Source organism: Stenotrophomonas sp. TWI700, from assembly GCF_039673645.1.
Lineage (GTDB): Bacteria > Pseudomonadota > Gammaproteobacteria > Xanthomonadales > Xanthomonadaceae > Stenotrophomonas > Stenotrophomonas maltophilia_AA.
Genome location: NZ_JBDJMB010000030.1, coordinates 24,371 through 39,129, shown reverse-complemented (window position 1 = coordinate 39,129; position 14,759 = coordinate 24,371). Strand labels below are relative to the sequence as shown.

Here is a 14,759-nt window from a genome sequence, read left to right as displayed (position 1 = left end):
GGCCGGCTCCAGGCAATCCCGAGGAGCCGGCCAGCGGCCGGCACTACCTATCAGGGCTTCATGGCGCCGGACGGAAAGCAGCCGACCAACGGTCGGCTCTACACGTGACGGCTTGCGCCGTCACTTCAACCCGTGCAGATCCCGCAGCTGGGTCGGCCGTGATCCGAAATACGCAGCCAGATCGGCGATGTCCTGATCGCTCAGGTCGGTCGCCTGCGGGGTCATCAGCGCGTGCTGGCGATCCCCCGCGCGGTAGGCCTGCAGGCTGTGCGCCAGGTAATCTCCGTACTGCCCACCCAGTTTCGGGTAGGTCGGGTCGATTGGCTTGTTGCCGTCCGCCCCGTGGCAGTCGATGCAGCTCTGGCCGGTGGCTTTGCCCTTGACCTGGGCACGCGCCTCACCGGCGGCGATGCGGCCGGCCGGCAGGCCGGCGGAGGAGCCGGACCCGTGTTCACCACTGGCGTGGCCCGGATCGGCGGCGGAATCTGCGCTGTTCTCCACCTGTGACTGCGAACACGCAGTCATCAGCAGGGCAACGGACAGGGCGATGGCGTAACGCTGGAGTGGCGTGGCTTTCGACATGAGCGCGCTTATTTGACGGTGGACAGGTAAACAGCGAGATCGGCGATCTCCTGTTCGCTGAAACTCATCGACTGCGCCTGCATCGTTGGATGCTTGCGCTTGCCGTGGCGGTACTCGGTCAGCGCCTGGCTGAGGTACTCACGGGTCTGCCCGCCGATCTTGGGCACTTTGTAGCTGGGGTAGGCGTTCTTGTACCCGGTGATGCCGTGGCACCCCTGGCACGTGTAGGCCAGCACCCGGCCATTGTCGAAACGGCCGGTGACGGCGGCAGGCGCCGGCGCGGTGGCGGCCGGAGCGGGTGTGGCGGGTACGGCGGGAGCGGGTGTTGCGGCCTGTGCGGCGGCCCCGAGGGGCAGGAGGACGGCCAGAACGAGACAAGCGGCGAGCGGCTGCGGGCGCATGATGTCCTTTTCCGATAAACGGGTCTGGTCGTTCCGGCGTGGGGTACGGAACTGGGCCGAGTATAGCCTGCGATTTCATCTAGCTGAAACCGGGCCCGGAAAGCCATCGCCGCAGGTCACCATGACCTTTGGGATATGGTGTGGTCGTGACGTGGTGCATTACTTTGCTACCACACCTGCCCACGCATCCTTAGGGACACGACGATGTCGCGACACTCTTTCCTGCCCGGCCGCACCGGACGCTGCGCCGCTGCACTGTTGATCACCACCACGCTGCTGCTCAGCGGCTGCGGCGGTGCCGGGCCGGCTGAAGCCCAGGCCGCTGAAAAAGACGGCAAGGCCGAGAAGGCCGCCGATGCCGTGCCGGTCGAAGCCGTCGCTGCCAGCCGTCGCGCCGTCGCCGCCAGTTACACCGGGACCGCCGCACTGGAGCCGCGGGGTGAGTCGCAGGTGGTCGCCAAGACCTCCGGCGTCGCGCTGGCGGTGCTGGTCGAAGAAGGCCAGCAGGTGCGTGCCGGGCAACCGCTGGTGCGGCTGGACCCGGACCGCGCACGCCTGGCGGTCGCCCAGAGCGAAGCGCAGCTGCGCAAGCTGGAGAACAACTACCAGCGCGCCCAGAAACTGGTCGGTCAACAGATGGTCAGTGCCGCCGACGTCGACCAGATCAAGTACGACCTGGAGAACGTCCGTGCGCAGTACCGCCTGGCCACGCTGGAGCTGTCCTACACCACGGTGATCGCACCGATCTCGGGCGTGATCGCCTCGCGCTCGATCAAGACCGGCAACTTCGTGCAGATCAACACGCCGATCTTCCGCATCGTCGACAACGCGCGCCTGGAAGCCACGCTCAACGTCCCCGAGCGCGAACTGGCCACGCTGCGCCCGGGCCAGCCGGTCACGCTGATCGCCGATGCGCTGCCGGGCAAGACCTTCCCGGGCACGGTGGACCGCATCTCGGCGGTGGTCGATGCCGGCAGCGGCACGTTCCGCGTGGTCAGCGGCTTCGGCGAAGACGCCGAGGGCCTGCAGCCGGGCATGTTCGGCCGCATCCGGATCGACTATGACCAGCGTGCCGACGCCCTGGTGGTGCCGCGCCTGGCGCTGCTCGACGACGGTGAGCCGGCGGTGTTCCGCGTCCGCGATGGCAAGGTCGCGCGGGTGCCGGTCAAGCTCGGGTATGCCGAAGGCCCCTGGGTGGAAATCCGCGAGGGTCTGGCCGCGGGTGACCAGGTCGTCACCGCCGGCAAGGTCGCGCTGCGCGATGGCACTGCGGTGCAGGTGATCGGCGCCAAGCCGGCCGCCACCGCCACCGCCGCTGCGAAGCCGGCACCGGCCAAGGCGGAGAGCCGTCAATGACAGCGGCCGGCAACGACCACGGCAACGATCCGCACCAGGGCGAGCGCCCGGGTGCCCACGGCGGCGGCCTGGTGGAATTCGCCACCCGCCGCCGCGTCACCATCGCGATGTTCACCGTCACGCTGATGCTGTTCGGTTTCATCGCTCTGGGCAACCTCAAGGTCAACCTGCTGCCCGACCTGAGCTACCCGACCCTGACCGTGCGCACCGAGTACACCGGTGCGGCCCCGGCGGAAATCGAAACGCTGATCACCGAGCCGGTTGAAGAGGCCGTCGGCGTGGTCAAGAACCTGCGCAAGCTCAAATCGATCTCGCGTACCGGGCAGAGCGATGTGGTGCTCGAGTTCGCCTGGGGCACCAACATGGACCAGGCCAGCCTGGAGGTGCGCGACAAGATGGAAGCGCTGAACCTGCCGCTGGAGGCGAAGTCTCCGGTGCTGCTGCGCTTCAATCCGTCCACCGAGCCGATCATGCGCCTGGTGATTTCGGCCAGGACCGACGCGTCCAGCGACGCCGACGCCGTGCGCCAGCTCACCGAGCTGCGCCGCTACGCCGATGAAGACCTGAAGAAGAAGCTCGAGCCGGTCGCCGGCGTGGCCGCGGTCAAGGTCGGCGGTGGCCTGGAGGATGAGATCCAGGTCGACATCGACCAGCAGAAGCTGGCCCAGCTCAACCTGCCGATCGACAACGTCATCAAGCGGCTCAAGGAAGAGAACATCAACATCTCCGGCGGTCGCCTGGAGGAGGGCTCGCAGCGTTACCTGGTGCGTACCGTCAACCAGTTCGCCGATCTGGAGGACATCCGCAACCTGCTGGTCACCACCCAGAGCAGCAGCGGCAACGCCGCCGATGCAGCGATGCAGCAGATGTTCGCGATCGCGGCCTCGACCGGCTCGGACGCCGCCGTGGCCGCTGCCTCTGCCGCGCAGAGTGCGTCCAGCAGCAGTTCCACCAACATCGCCAACGGCGTGCCGGTGCGGCTCAAGGACATCGCCACCGTGCGCCAGGGCTACAAGGAACGCGAAGCGATCATCCGCCTTGGCGGCAAGGAAGCGGTCGAGCTGGCGATCTACAAGGAGGGCGACGCCAACACGGTGTCGACCGCCGAGGCGCTGCGAGCGCGCCTGGAGCAGATCAAGGGCCAGGTCCCCGGCGATGCCGAACTGACCACGATCGAAGACCAGTCGCGCTTCATTGAACATGCCATCAGCGACGTCAAGAAAGACGCGGTGATCGGCGGCATCCTCGCCATCCTGATCATCTTCTTGTTCCTGCGCGATGGCTGGAGCACGTTTGTGATCAGCCTGTCGTTGCCGGTTTCGATCATCACCACGTTCTTCTTCATGGGCCAGCTGGGCCTGAGCTTGAACGTGATGTCGCTGGGTGGGCTGGCGCTGGCCACCGGCCTGGTGGTGGATGACTCCATCGTGGTGCTGGAGAGCATCGCCAAGGCGCGCGAGCGCGGCCTGAGCATCCTGCAGGCGGCCATTGTCGGCACCCGCGAAGTGAGCATGGCCGTCGTCGCCTCGACCCTGACCACCATCGCGGTGTTCCTGCCGCTGGTGTTCGTGGACGGCATCGCCGGCCAGCTGTTCCGCGACCAGGCGCTGACCGTGGCGATCGCGATCGCGATCTCGCTGCTGGTCTCGATGACCCTGATTCCGATGCTGAGCTCGCTGAAGGGCCGCCCGCCGCTGGCGTTCCCGGAAGAGCCCGCGCATCAGCCGTGGCAGCCGGACAGCCGTTGGCTGAAGCCGGTCGCCGGCAGCCGCCGCGGCGTGGGCACGGTCGTGCGCTGGATCTGCTTCGGGATTGCCTGGTCGGTGATCCGCGTCTGGCGCGGCCTGGTGGCCGTGGTCGGGCCGGTGATGCGCAAGGCCAGCGATGTGGCGATGAAGCCGTACGCCGGTGCCGAGCGCGGTTACCTGAAGCTGCTGCCGGGCGCGCTGCATCACCCGGGCAAGGTGCTCGGTCTGGCCGCGCTGGCGTTCGTCGGCACGATGGCGCTGGTGCCGATGCTGGGTGCGGATCTGATCCCGCAGCTGGCGCAGGATCGCTTCGAAATGACCGCCAAGCTGCCGGCCGGCACCCCGCTGAAGCAGACCGATGCGCTGGTCCGCGAGATGCAGCTGGCCCATGCCAAGGACGACAGCATCGCCTCGCTGTACGGCGTCAGTGGCAGCGGCACCCGCCTGGATGCCAGCCCGACCGAGAGTGGCGAGAACATCGGCAAGCTGACCGTGGTGATGGCCGGGGGCGGCAACGCGCGCACCGAAGCGGCGATCACCGAGCGGCTGCGCGAGTCGATGCAGCAGCACCCCGGCGTGCAGGTGGACTTCGCCCGCCCGGCGCTCTTCAGCTTTTCCACGCCGCTGGAAGTGGAGCTGCGCGGCCAGGACATGGCTACGCTGGAAACCGCCGGCAAGGCACTGGCGGCGATGCTGCGCAACAACCCGCACTACGCCGACGTCACATCCACGGTGGAAGAGGGCTTCCCGGAAATCCAGATCCGCTTCGACCAGGAGCGCGCCGGTGCGCTCGGCCTGACCACGCGGCAGATTGCCGATGTGGTGGTCAAGAAGGTGCGCGGCGACGTGGCCACGCGCTACAGCTTCCGCGACCGCAAGATCGACGTGCTGGTGCGTGCCCAGGAAGGTGACCGGGCCAGCGTGGAGAGCATCCGCCGGCTGATCGTCAATCCGGGCAGCACCCGGCCGGTGACGCTGGATGCGGTCGCCGAGGTGGTCGCCACCAACGGCCCGAGCGAGATCCACCGCGCCGACCAGACCCGCGTGGCGGTGGTCTCGGCCAACCTGCGCGACATCGATCTGGGCGGCGCCGTGCGCGAAGTGCAGGACATGGTCGCCAGCCAGCCGCTGGGCGCCGGGGTCGGCATGCACATCGGCGGGCAGGGCGAGGAACTGGCCGACTCGGCACGCTCGCTGGTCTTCGCCTTCGGGCTGGCGATCTTCCTGGTCTACCTGGTGATGGCCTCGCAGTTCGAATCGCTGCTGCACCCGTTCGTCATCCTGTTCACCATTCCGCTGGCCCTGGTCGGCGCGATCCTGGCGCTGATGCTGACCGGCAAGCCGATCTCGGTGGTGGTGTTCATCGGCCTGATCCTGCTGGTGGGGCTGGTGACCAAGAACGCGATCATCCTGATCGACAAGGTCAACCAGCTGCGCGAGGCCGGTGTGCCCAAGCGCGAGGCACTGGTGGAAGGGGCTCGCTCACGCCTGCGGCCGATCATCATGACCACGCTGTGCACGCTGTTCGGCTTCCTGCCGCTGGCGGTGGCGATGGGCGAGGGCGCCGAAGTGCGCGCGCCGATGGCGATCACGGTGATCGGCGGCCTGCTGGTCTCCACCCTGCTGACCCTGGTGGTGATTCCGGTGGTGTACGACCTGCTCGACCGTCGTGGCGATGCTTACTACCGCGAGCGCGGCCGTCACCTCAGGACACCGCTGGCCGGTACCGGTCATGACGCAGCCCAGGAGCCGGCATGAGCATTGCCGAGTTCTCCATCCGCCGGCCCATCACCACGATCATGTGTTTTGTGTCGTTGGCGGTGGTGGGCCTGATCGCCTCGTTCCGGCTGCCGCTGGAGGCGCTGCCGGACATCTCCGCCCCGTTCCTTTTCGTGCAGGTGCCGTATACCGGCTCCACCCCCGAGGAGGTCGAGCGCAACATCATCCGGCCGACCGAGGAAGCGCTGGCGACGATGACCGGGATCAAGCGCATGCGCTCCTCGGCCACCTCCGAAGGCGCCAGCATCTTCATCGAGTTCACCGACTGGGACCGCGACATCGCCATCGCGGCCTCGGATGCGCGGGAACGCATCGATGCGATCCGCAGCGACCTGCCGGACGACCTGCAACGCTACAACGTGTTCAAGTGGTCCAGCAGCGATGACCCGGTACTGAAAGTGCGCCTGGCCAGCGCCACCGACCTGACCGGCGCCTACGACATGCTCGACCGCGAGTTCAAGCGGCGCATCGAGCGCATTCCGGGCGTGGCCCGGGTCAACATCTCCGGCGCACCGCCGAACGAGGTGGAGATCGCGATCAGCCCGGACCGCTTGACCGCGCACAACCTGAGCATCAACGAACTCAGCGACCGCCTGCGCACGCTGAACTTCTCGATCTCGGCCGGGCAGATCGACGACAACGGCCAGCGCGTGCGCATCCAGCCGGTCGGCGAGATCACCGACCTGCAGGAACTGCGCGACCTCGTGATCGACAACAAAGGCCTGCGCCTGGGCGATATCGCCGAGATCCGGCTCAAGCCCACCCGGATGAACTACGGCCGCCGCCTGGACGGCAACCCGGCCGTGGGCCTGGATATCTTCAAGGAGCGCAGCGCCAACCTGGTCGAGGTTTCGCGCGCGGCACTGGCCGAGGTCGAGGCGATTCGCAAGCAGCCCTCGATGCGCGATGTGCAGATCAAGGTGATCGACAACCAGGGCAAGATGGTGACGTCCTCGCTGCTGGAGCTGGCCGAGGCCGGCGCGGTGGGCCTGCTGTTGTCGATCACGGTGCTGTTCTTCTTCCTGCGCCACTGGCCGTCCACGCTGATGGTGACCCTGGCGATCCCGATCTGTTTCGTGATCACGCTGGGCTTCATGTATTTCGCCGGCGTCACCCTCAACATCCTGACCATGATGGGCCTGCTGCTGGCGGTCGGCATGCTGGTGGACAATGCCGTGGTGGTGGTGGAGAGCATCTACCAGGAACGCGAGCGCATGCCCGACCAGCCACGGCTGGCCTCGATCATCGGCACCCGCAACGTGGCCATCGCGCTCAGTGCCGGCACCCTGTGCCACTGCATCGTGTTCGTGCCGAACCTGTTCGGCGAGACCAACAACATCAGCATCTTCATGTCGCAGATCGCGATCACGATCTCGGTCTCGCTGCTGGCCTCCTGGCTGGTGGCGGTGAGCCTGATCCCGATGCTGTCCGCGCGCATGCAGACGCCCAAGCTGGTGCATTCGGAGACGGGCGTGATCGCACGCCTGCAGCGCCGCTACGCCACGCTGCTGCAGTGGACGCTGGAGCACCGAGGCTGGAGCGTGTTCGGCATCCTGATGGTGGTGCTGGTCAGCCTGGTGCCGATGAAGCTGACCAAGATCGACATGTTCGGCGGCGAGGGCGGCCACGAGGTGTTCATCGGCTACAACTGGAAGGGCGCCTTTACCTTCGGCCAGATGTCCGAGGAAGTCGCGCGTGTTGAACGCTACCTCGATGACAACCGCGCGCAGCTGCACATCACCCAGGTGTACTCCTGGTACAGCGAGCAGGAAGGCAGCAGCACCATCGTGACCTTCGACACCGAGCATGCCAAGAACATGCCGGCCGTGCAGGAAGCGCTGCGCAAAGGCCTGCCGCGCTCCGCGCGTGCCGATTACGTGGTCGGCAATTCGGGCGAGGGCAATGGTGGCAGCGGCAACAACCAGGTGCAGGTGCAGCTGGTCGGCGACTCGACCCAGATGCTGCAGGAGATCGGTGAGGAAGTCGTGCCGCTGCTGGCCCAGCGCAAGGAACTGCGCGACGTGCGCATCGACAACGGCGAGAAGGGCAGCGAGCTGTCCATCCACGTCGATCGCGAGCGCGCCGCCGCGTTCGGCTTCAACGCCGAGCAGGTCGCCAGCTTCGTCGGCCTGGCCCTGCGCGGTGCCCCGCTGCGCGAGTTCCGCCGCGGCGACAGCGAAGTACCGGTATGGGTCCGCTTCGCCGGTGCCGAGCAGAGCAGCCCGGAAGACCTGGCCAGCTACACCGTGCGCACCGGCGATGGTCGCTCGGTGCCGCTGCTGAGCCTGGTCGACGTGGCGATCAAGCCCTCGGCCACGCAGATCGGCCGCACCAACCGGCAGACCACGCTGACCATCAAGGCCAACCTGGCCGAGAAGGTCACCGTGCCGGAAGGCCGCAAGGCGATGGAGGAGATGCTCAAGCCGATGAGCTTCCCGGCCGGCTACACCTTCAGCTTCGATGGCGGCGACTACGGCGACGACAACGAGGCGATGGCACAGATGATGTTCAATCTGGTGATCGCGCTGGTGATGATCTACGTGGTGATGGCCGCGGTGTTCGAATCCCTGCTGTTCCCGGCGGCGATCATGAGCGGCGTGCTGTTCTCGATCTTCGGCGTGTTCTGGCTGTTCTGGATCACCGGCACCTCGTTCGGGATCATGTCCTTCATCGGCATCCTGGTGTTGATGGGCGTGGTGGTGAACAACGGCATCGTGATGATCGAGCACATCAACAACCTGCGCCGCCGCGGCATGGGCCGGACCCAGGCCTTGGTGGAAGGCTCACGCGAACGCCTGCGCCCGATCATGATGACGATGGGCACCGCGATCCTGGCGATGATTCCGATCTCCATGACCGACACCCAGCTGCTCGGCAACGGCCCGCCTTACTATCCGATGGCGCGCGCCATCGCCGGCGGGCTGGCGTTCTCCACCGTGGTCAGCCTGCTGTTCCTGCCGACCATCTACGCCATGCTTGATGACATGAGCACCAGTGTGTCGCGGATCATCCGGCGCGCGCGTGGCCGCGGCGTGGATGCCCCGGTGGTGGAGCCGGGCGCAGAATCGGTTTGAGGGTGAGGGCAGGCCCGTCCCCCATTCGGGCACAAAAAAGGCCACGCAATGCGTGGCCTTTTCCCATACAGCCGGCGCGGGAATCACCCCGCGACCTTCCCCCACACCTGGAACCCGGTCAGCCACAGGCCCAGCATGCTGCCCAGGTTGGTCAGCATGAAGGTCAGCACCACGCGGGTCACCCGGTTGCGGTACCAGCCCCTGACGCTCTGCGCATCGTCGCGCAGCTTCAGGAAGTCTTCGTAGGCCGGCTTGCGCAGGCGCGCTTCCACCAACGCGGAGAACGCGCCGGTCGGGATGCTCAGCCGGAACGGCTTGAACGGCGCGACCACGATCGCGGTCAGGATGCTCAGCGGGTGGCTGCCCGCCAGCAGGCAGCCCAGGCCGGCCAGACCGCCGGTGTACATCGCCCAGACCGCCAGCAGCTCGCTGCCGACCCCCAGGCCGCCACGATAGAAACCCACGCCGATACCGGTCAGCACGATGGCCAGGATCGCCAGCGTGATCCACGGAATGTTGCGCTTCTTCGGCACGTCTTCCAGCGACTCGCGCAGCGGGCCGGGCGCGTCGGTGTCGGTTTCCAGGTACCTGGCCAGACCGGCCAGATGACCGGCACCGACCACCGCCAGCACTTCGCGCTGGGCCGGGTCGTGCACTTCACGCAGGCGGGTGGCCATGTAGCGGTCGCGCTCGCCGATGATGGTTTCGTACAGGGCAGGGCTCTCGCTGGCGAACTCGCCGAAGCTGGCTTCGAGCATGTCGCCCTGCTTGAGCTTCTCGATCTCGTCTTCGCCGACCTCCTCGGAAGCGAACAGGCCGGCACCCAGGCCCATGACCAGTTTGATCTTGCCGAAGAAGCCCAGTCGCTGCGAGGCGCGCTTGAAGGTCAGGCCGACCTCACGATCGATCAGGTGCACCGGCAGGTTGCGTTCGTTGGCCATGACCACCGCGCGCTTGAGTTCGGCGCCGGGCTCGATCTCGAGCTGTTCGGCCAAGCGGCGCTGGTACGCAGCCAGGGCGAGATTGGCCGCAAACAGGGCGACGCGACCCTTGCGGATCACCTCGACCAGATCCAGCTTGGCCAGGGCATCGGGGTTGGTCAGCGCCTGCAGGCGCTGCGCGTCGAGCTCGACCGCGACCGCATCGAAGCGGCCGCTCTCGATCGCACGTTCCACCGCTTCCACGCTGGCCTGCGAGACGTGCGCGGTGCCCAGCAGGGTGTAGCGGACGCCATCGCGTTCGACAATGCGAACGGGCTGGCCGGCGAACAGGGTGTCGCCGGCGTCAATCAGGGTATCGGTCATTGCATCATTCATTCGAAGGGGCGCTGTCGGCACCATCGCCGAGCGCGCGCTGCATCTGGACAGTGTCCAGCCAGCGGCCATGCTTGCGGCCGAGGCCGCGGAAAACGCCGACGGTCTGGAAACCGAAACGCTCGTGCAGTTTGATGGAGGCCGTATTCGTCGGTTCGCCGATCACCGCCACCATCTGCCGGTAACCGCGGGCGACGCAGGCATCGATCAGGCCCTGCATCAGCGCGGTGCCGACCCCGCGGCCCTGGAACGCCGCATCCACATACACCGAATTCTCCACGGTCCACTGGTAGGCGATCCGGCCGCGATAGGTATTGGCGTAGGCATAGCCGGCCACCTGGCCATCGACCTCGGCCACGATGTACGGAAAGCCGCGGCCGACGATGTCCTGCATGCGGCGGCGCATTTCCGCCGCCTCCGGGATCTCGTACTCGTAGGTGTTGACGAAGTCGGTCACTTCCACCGCATAGATCGCGGTGATGGCCGCGATGTCGGCATCGGTGGCGTCGCGCAGGTGCACGGTCACGGTGGGGGCGTCCTGGTCGGTCAGTCGATGTAGCGCTTGAGCAGATCGCCGTACGCGTCGATCCGGCGATCGCGCAGGAACGGCCAGATCCGGCGGACGTGTTCGCTGCGCTGCAGGTCGACATCGCAGACCAGCACGGTCGGCTCGCCACCGGCTTCGGCGATGAACTCACCCTGCGGGCCAAGCACGTGGCTGTTGCCCCAGAACTGGATGCCCGAGGCGCCCAGCGGCGAGGGCTCATGGCCGACGCGGTTGCAGCTCAGCACCGGCACGCCGTTGGCCACGGCATGGCCACGATGGCTGAGCACCCACGCATCGCGCTGGCGGCCCTGTTCGTCCTGCTGATCCTCCGGGTCCCAGCCGATCGCGGTGGGGTAGAGCAGCAGTTCGGCACCGGCCAGCGCCATCAGGCGAGCGGCTTCCGGGTACCACTGGTCCCAGCACACGAGCACGCCAAGGCGACCCACCGAGGTATCGATCGGGGTGAAGCCCAGATCGCCGGGGGTGAAGTAGAACTTTTCGTAGAAGCCCGGATCATCCGGGATGTGCATCTTGCGGTACTTGCCGAGCAGGGTGCCGTCTTTCTCGAAGACCACCGCGGTGTTGTGATACAGACCGGCGGCGCGGCGCTCGAACAGCGAGCCGACGATCACCACGCCGTGCTTCTTCGCCAGCGCGCCCAGGCGCGCGGTGCTCGGTCCCGGGATGGGCTCGGCCAGGTCGAATTCATCGACCGACTCGTGCTGGCAGAAGTACGCACCGTTGTGCAGTTCCTGCAGCAGGATCAGCTTGGCACCCTGTGCGGCCGCTTCAGCCACGCGCGCTTCGATGACGGCCAGATTGGCCTCGGCATCGCCGTGGTTGCGCTCCTGGATCAGGGCGACGGAAAGGGTGTGGCGTGAGCTCATCCGGAGACGGTCCTGCAAGGGGAAAAACGCAGTTTATCGCGGATGGGTGCACGCAGCGTGCTGGCTGCTAAATGGAAAGCGCCCACGCGTCGGTAGTGCCGGCCGCTGGCCGGCTCCGCAGGATGATCGGGGCATCAGAGGTCAGGTCACGCGTATCGGCGTGGCCTGTCGCTCTTCCGTTGGCTGCCAGTGCACTGTCGAAGGGATGGCGGGGGCGGAGGTGCGGGACCGTCAGGGCGCCATGGTTGGCGCCCACGAGCCCCCCCGGTTGGGGTTACGGCGCGTCCCGCCCCGCCGCCCCCCCCACCCCCGCCTCCGCAACCTTCAGACCGCGTGCTTTGCTGTCAGGCCAGCAATCCCGCCGGCAACTGCATCGTGATGCAGTGCAGGCTGCCGTTCTGCCAGATCAGCGAGCGGCACGGCACCGGCACGATCTCGCGGTCCGGATAGGCCTGGGCCAGCACCGCACGCGCGGCCTCGTCGGCGGCATCGCCGTAGGCCGGCATCAGCACCGCACCATTGAGGATCAGGTAGTTCGCGTACGAAGCGGCAAGGCGGCGGCCTTCGTCGATCACCGGCTGCGCCCACGGCAGCGGGAACAGGCGGTACGGCTGGCCGTCGCGGGTGCGCAGCGCAGCCAGTTCGGCACCCATCGCCTGCAGTTCGGCATAGTGCGAATCGCTGGCGTCATCGCAGGCCTGGTAGACGATGCTGTCGGTCGAGGCGAAGCGGGCCAGGGTATCGATGTGGGCGTCGGTGTCGTCGCCCTCCAGATAGCCGTGGTCCAGCCACAGCACGCGGTCCTGGGCCAGCCAGGTGGCCAGGTCGGTGCTGAGCGATTCGCGGCTGCGATCCGGATGACGCTCGTGCAGGCACTGCCAGGTGGTCAGCAGGGTGCCGGCGCCATCGGTCTCGATGCCGCCGCCTTCCAGCGCGAACGGAATGCTCTGCAGCTCCGCATCGGTGAACAGCCCGGCGGCGTGCAGCACCCCGACCAGCTGGTCATCCAGGCTGGCGTCGAACTTGCCGCCCCAGCCGGTGAAGCGGAAGTCCAGCAGGCGGAAGCCGCCATCGGCGCGCTTGAGCGTGATCGGGCCGGAATCGCGCAGCCAGGTGTCGTCGTACTGGGCCGTCACGAACCGCACGCGGTCCGTGTCGATCCGGTTCGAACGCAGGCGCGCGTCGGCGTACGCCTCCAGGTCGTCGTCGGCGACGATGATCAGCACCGGCTGGAAGCGGGTGATGGCAGCGACGAGGGCGATGTAGGTGTCCTCGACGTCACCCAGGCGGTCAGCCCAGTCGGTGTCGGCGTGGGGCCAGGCGATCAGGATGGCGGACTGGGATTCCCATTCGGCCGGAAAGCGGAGCGTGTCGTTCATGATCTCAGTGCGAAGGCCCGCCGGCGGGCGGGCAAGGGGAAGGGGGTCAGCGGATCGGCGGTTTCGGCCCGATCTCGTTGGCGTCGGCGCGGTTGGCGACCACGTCGATCACCTTCTGCTTTTCGAAGTAGACGGTGAACTGCGGGTAGACCCAGCGGTTGATCGTCGGCCACTGCTGCTTCTGCCCGCCGCGCGGTTCCAGGCGTTCGCCCGGGTCGCCGAACTGGGCCTGGACCTGCTGCATGCTCTGGCCGCGGACCGGCAGGGCGATGGCCGGCTTCTCACGGCTGCGGTCGATCAGCAGGGTGTCGGCATGGGCACTGGAAACGGCCAGGACAGCCAGCAATGGCAAGGTGGTCAGGTAACGCTTCATCTCGAACTACTCCCCAGTGGTCAAGAATGCGGAAGGTCTCACGACTGCAGGTCTCACGACCAACGGTCGCGGGCTACCCCGCGATTACAACAAAAATGGCAGCAAAAAGCCGCCCGGAGGCGGCTTTTTGTTCATCGCCCGGTCCGGTGAGGGACCGGTGGCGGCCGTGAGGCCAGCCGGCTCAGCGCTGGCGAGCCTTGAAGCGCGGGTTCGACTTGCAGATCACGAAGATCTTGCCGCGGCGACGGACGACCTTGCAGTCACGGTGACGGGTCTTGGCCGACTTCAGGGAAGACAGGACTTTCATTGCATACCTCGGCGTAAACGTTGGATTCGGTTGGAGCGCGGCCGCGATATGCAGATGACAATCGGCAGGTGACGCCCGTTCAAGCCCGCCATTCTACCGGGCTTTTTCCCATCCTTTCAAGTGGTTGGGCCAAAAAAGTCTCAGGCCACCCCGGGCAGGGGCTAGAATGGGCGGTCACATCTATCGGGAAACCCATGAATCAGCTTCCATCCGTGCTCACCATCGACGGTCCTTCCGGGGCCGGCAAAGGCACTGTCAGCCGCATTGTCGCACGCCGGCTGGGCTGGCATTACCTGGATTCGGGCGCCCTGTACCGGGCGGTGGGCGTGGCCGCCAGCTGGGCCGATATCGATACCTCCGACGCCTCGGCGCTGGTCCGCTGCACCTTCGATACGCACGTGCGGTTCGTGGAATCGGCCGATGGCGGGCTGCGGGTGCTGGTCAACGAGACCGATGCCACCGACGAGCTGCGGCTGGAGACCACCGGCGCCCTGGCCTCGGCGATCGCGGCCATCCCGGAAGTCCGGGCGGCGCTGAAAGAGCGCCAGCGCGCATTCAGGATGGAGCCGGGCCTGGTCGCTGACGGTCGGGACATGGGAACGGTCATCTTCCCGGACGCCCCATTCAAGGTGTTTTTGACCGCCAGCGCCGAGGAACGGGCCGAGCGGCGGCATAAGCAGTTGAAAGACAAGGGTGTTTCGGTTAACTTTGACGACCTCCTGCGCGAGATCATGGCCCGCGACGCCCGTGATGCACAGCGCACAGTGGCGCCCCTGAAGCCGGCAGACGATGCCGTCATCATCGACACCAGTGGTATTGGCATCGACGCCGTCGTTGCCAAGGTATTGGATCTGCTTCCGGTTTCGGGTGCCTGATCCGTTGTAAAGGAGGGCCGTCAGTGCATCGACGGTGTCGCACCATCGCAAGGCAACAAAAGCTCCGTCCCGCAATGATGCGTGGCGGTTTTCCTACTTAACACACGACCTGCGTTTCCGGGGTCGACCAACAGGCGG

At 66.8% G+C, this 14,759-nt stretch carries 12 protein-coding genes; 4 read left to right on the top strand and 8 right to left on the bottom strand.

Features of this window, described 5'->3' with window-relative positions; translation table 11 throughout:
- Nucleotides 1–120: 120 nt before the first annotated feature.
- Entirely contained in the window at nucleotides 121–582 is a 462-nt protein-coding gene (locus tag ABE473_RS16465; RefSeq protein ID WP_019183110.1) for a cytochrome c, read from the bottom strand.
- An 8-nt stretch (nucleotides 583–590) separates the two neighbouring features.
- Entirely contained in the window at nucleotides 591–983 is a 393-nt protein-coding gene (locus tag ABE473_RS16460; protein WP_019183109.1) for a c-type cytochrome, read from the bottom strand.
- A 204-nt stretch (nucleotides 984–1,187) separates the two neighbouring features.
- Between ABE473_RS16460 and ABE473_RS16455 the strand changes: the two genes are divergently transcribed.
- From ABE473_RS16455 to ABE473_RS16445, 3 genes are read left to right on the top strand one after another with little or no spacing between them, the layout of a single operon-like run.
- Nucleotides 1,188–2,339, top strand: coding sequence for an efflux RND transporter periplasmic adaptor subunit (locus tag ABE473_RS16455; RefSeq protein ID WP_346490231.1), 1,152 nt, complete (start codon nucleotides 1,188–1,190; stop codon nucleotides 2,337–2,339).
- Nucleotides 2,336–5,845, top strand: coding sequence for an efflux RND transporter permease subunit (locus ABE473_RS16450; RefSeq protein ID WP_346490230.1), 3,510 nt, complete (start codon nucleotides 2,336–2,338; stop codon nucleotides 5,843–5,845). Before ABE473_RS16455 ends, ABE473_RS16450 begins: the two co-directional genes overlap by 4 nt.
- Nucleotides 5,842–8,940 (top strand): efflux RND transporter permease subunit, encoded by a 3,099-nt coding sequence (locus ABE473_RS16445; protein WP_346490229.1) that lies wholly within the window; start codon nucleotides 5,842–5,844, stop codon nucleotides 8,938–8,940. Before ABE473_RS16450 ends, ABE473_RS16445 begins: the two co-directional genes overlap by 4 nt.
- Nucleotides 8,941–9,023: 83 nt before the next feature.
- Here ABE473_RS16445 and ABE473_RS16440 read toward each other — a convergent pair whose 3' ends face one another.
- The 6 genes from ABE473_RS16440 to ykgO form a co-directional block, all read right to left on the bottom strand.
- The gene (locus ABE473_RS16440; protein ID WP_179459140.1) at nucleotides 9,024–10,244 is read right to left on the bottom strand and encodes a TraB/GumN family protein; all 1,221 of its coding nucleotides are present in this window, start codon (nucleotides 10,242–10,244) and stop codon (nucleotides 9,024–9,026) included.
- Between the two features lie 4 nt (nucleotides 10,245–10,248).
- A complete protein-coding gene (locus ABE473_RS16435) occupies nucleotides 10,249–10,779 on the bottom strand; it encodes a GNAT family N-acetyltransferase (protein WP_123729052.1) in 531 nt (176 codons plus the stop codon).
- Between the two features lie 20 nt (nucleotides 10,780–10,799).
- Nucleotides 10,800–11,687 (bottom strand): carbon-nitrogen hydrolase, encoded by an 888-nt coding sequence (locus ABE473_RS16430; protein WP_179459138.1) that lies wholly within the window; start codon nucleotides 11,685–11,687, stop codon nucleotides 10,800–10,802.
- A gap of 344 nt (nucleotides 11,688–12,031) precedes the next feature.
- The gene (locus ABE473_RS16425; RefSeq protein ID WP_346490228.1) at nucleotides 12,032–13,066 is read right to left on the bottom strand and encodes an agmatine deiminase family protein; all 1,035 of its coding nucleotides are present in this window, start codon (nucleotides 13,064–13,066) and stop codon (nucleotides 12,032–12,034) included.
- A gap of 46 nt (nucleotides 13,067–13,112) precedes the next feature.
- The gene (locus ABE473_RS16420) at nucleotides 13,113–13,439 is read right to left on the bottom strand and encodes a hypothetical protein (RefSeq protein WP_176989789.1); all 327 of its coding nucleotides are present in this window, start codon (nucleotides 13,437–13,439) and stop codon (nucleotides 13,113–13,115) included.
- 181 nt (nucleotides 13,440–13,620) lie between these two features.
- Nucleotides 13,621–13,746, bottom strand: a complete 126-nt coding sequence (gene ykgO / locus ABE473_RS16415) for a type B 50S ribosomal protein L36 (RefSeq protein WP_057628212.1) — start codon at nucleotides 13,744–13,746, stop codon at nucleotides 13,621–13,623.
- A 194-nt stretch (nucleotides 13,747–13,940) separates the two neighbouring features.
- Between ykgO and cmk the strand changes: the two genes are divergently transcribed.
- Nucleotides 13,941–14,621: a (d)CMP kinase gene (gene cmk, locus ABE473_RS16410; protein WP_176989790.1), complete on the top strand. Its 681-nt coding sequence runs from the start codon at nucleotides 13,941–13,943 to the stop codon at nucleotides 14,619–14,621.
- Nucleotides 14,622–14,759: the final 138 nt, after the last annotated feature.